We start from the raw sequence: 2,426 nt of genomic DNA, 5'->3' as shown, positions 1-2,426 counted from the left end.
CTATCAATCCTCCCCGTCTGCGCGGTATTCGGAATGGTAATGACATTGCCTTCAGTGAGGCTGCTCTCGGCGGTGAGGCCATTGGCGTCGGCAATCAGGTACCACAGGCTGGAGGTGCCGTAGACGGCGCTGGCAATGCCTTGCAGGGTGTCACCTGACCTGATGGTGTAATGGCTGACACCTCCGGGGTGGCTGTCATCGAGCATCTGGAAGAAGGCGTAGTTGCCGGTGTCTAGCTTGCTCTGGTTCTTGCCTTCAGCATCGACACCTGTCTGGGCTTCGATGTTGCCGTTGGTGTAGTGGTACTCCATCCTTTCTACACCGTGTTTGCCGTCATCATGGATCTTGCTGAGGATCTGGTTGTCGGCGTTATAGATGTAGCGGCTGGTTTCTGCCCTGTCTTTACCATCGCCCTTGCCCTGGTTGACGATGACGAGCTGGTGGTTTTCGTTATAGACGAGGATGCTGTTGCCGTTGGCATCACCAAAGGCGCGGATGCGGTTTTGCTGACCCGTGGCATCAATGTCGTAGAGGTACTGGAAGGTCTTGTTGACCTTGTCGTCGATCATGTGCAGGCTGCTGGCGATGAGGTGACCTGCATTGTCGTAGCGGTTGTAGGTTTCCTGCATGCTGGCTTTTGGGGTGCCAGGATCGTTGTCGGTACGGCTCCACAGGACCTGGCCGCTCTGGTCGTAGCGACTGCGGGTGGACTTGGTGAGCATGCCGCCTTTGCCTTCGGCATACAGGGTGACGTTGCCACCAGCGTCGTATTCCCAGTGCTGGCTGCTACCATCGCTGCCGGTGCCGTCGGTGACGCGGTTGTAGGCGTCATAGCTGTAGGTGGTGGTGACACCACCTACCGTGCTGGTCTTGCGGTTGCCTGCAGCGTCATAGGTAATGCTCACCTGGCCATCGGCGGTGACTGTGCTGGTAATACGGTCGGCCGCATCGTAGACGCTGATGTGGTCGACACTGACACCACCACCGCTGCCGGTGACACGGGTGCGGTTGCCGACGGCGTCGTATTGCATGCTTTGGGAGACGCCAGTGATGGCGTCGCTAAAGCCGGTCAGGCGACCGAGTTCGTCGTACTGGTTGCGTACGTCGCGGTTGTGTGCCTGGCCTTCTCCATCGAGCTGGCTGTGGACTTTTTCTTGTACGCGCTGGCCGTTGATGTCGTAGGCGTAGTCGGTCTGGGTGCCGGTGGCGCTGTCAACAACCTGGATGAGGTGACCTGCCTGATCGTAGCTCTTGCGAATGTTTTGTTTGTCAGTGCTGGTCTGCAGTGCCTGGCGTCTCTGCTCGTCGTAGGTGTAGATGGTGGCGCGGCCTGCCTGGTCAATACGGCGGGTCATGCGACCAAAGCCGTCGTACTGGTAGGCGGTGCCTTTGCCATTGCCGTCGACTTCAGCAATGAGGTTGCCGTAGCTGTCGTAGCTGCGGTAGGTGGTCACCGCTTGTGGCTGGGCTTGGTCAACGCTGGTTTTCCAATCAGTGACGCTGGTGACGCGACCGTATTGGTCGTAGGTGGTCTGGCGGCGGTGGCCGCTGGTGCTGCTGGCGTCGCCAGTGTCATGCTGGGCGATGCGCTGGCCCCAGGCGTCGAGTTCGAACTCGGTCTTGCCTTGTTGCAGGAGACCGTCGCGCTGGTCGTAGCGCAGGTTGGTGTAGTTGACATTGCCGTCAATGGCGTAGATGGTGCGGCCAAAGGCGTCATGCTGGTATTGCTGGATGAGGCCGGTAGCATCGGTGGTCTTGTCTACCTGGCCACTGAGGTCGTAATGACGGTAGTTGGTGTGGCCGTTTTCATCGGTAGTGGCGACCAGACGGTCCTGGGCATCGTAATGGAAGCTCTTGGTGTGACCCAGGGCATCGGTCTGGCTGGCCAGGCGGCCTGCTTCGTCATAGCTGGCGGTGCTGAGGTGGCCAGCAGCGTCGGTGTGGCTGTTGACGTTGCCTGCGTAGTCGTAGGTCTGGCGGGCGATGCTGCGCTGGGCGCTTTGGCTGATGCTGCCATTGCTGATGGTGGTGGCGGTAAAGACGTCGCTGTAGCTGGCGTCCTGGCGACCAAGGAGGTCGTAGTGGGCATAGCTGGTGGAGACGGCATTGCCGCTTTCGGTGACGGTGACGTCGGTTTCGACTGCATGGCCCTGGGTATCGACACCAAAGTTGCGCCAGACGTGGTCGTCGCTGCTGCTGCCAACCAAGGCATTCATGGCATTGTAGCGATTGTCACGGAAGTAGCCTGTCACGCCAGGGACGATGTCTTGTTTGCCGCTGGCCTGGCCGGTGGCGCTGGTGGCAACGACCATGGTGTCCATGAATTCTGCTGCCGGGCGAACATTGAGGCGGCCGCCATTGTAGCGGCCATTGCTCATGACGAGACCATTGAGGGAGGCACCGGTTTCGGTGGCCAGCACGGTTTC

General features: G+C 59.7%; 2 protein-coding genes. One reads left to right on the top strand and one right to left on the bottom strand.

The features are described 5' to 3' along the window. A partial coding sequence (locus tag ACO0LC_RS29055; RefSeq protein WP_423009729.1) for a LysM peptidoglycan-binding domain-containing protein occupies positions 1-629 on the bottom strand: 629 nt, incomplete at its 3' end. On the opposite strand from ACO0LC_RS29055, the gene ACO0LC_RS29050 reads away from it, so the two are divergent. Then, positions 591-2,426 (top strand): hypothetical protein (locus ACO0LC_RS29050; RefSeq protein ID WP_423009727.1); only part of this gene is annotated, 1,836 nt, incomplete at its 3' end. The two genes, ACO0LC_RS29055 and ACO0LC_RS29050, sit on opposite strands and share 39 nt — an antisense overlap.

The organism is Undibacterium sp. JH2W (assembly GCF_049340425.1).
Taxonomy (GTDB): Bacteria; Pseudomonadota; Gammaproteobacteria; order Burkholderiales; family Burkholderiaceae_D; genus Undibacterium.
This window is presented reverse-complemented; position numbering and strand designations above follow the sequence as displayed.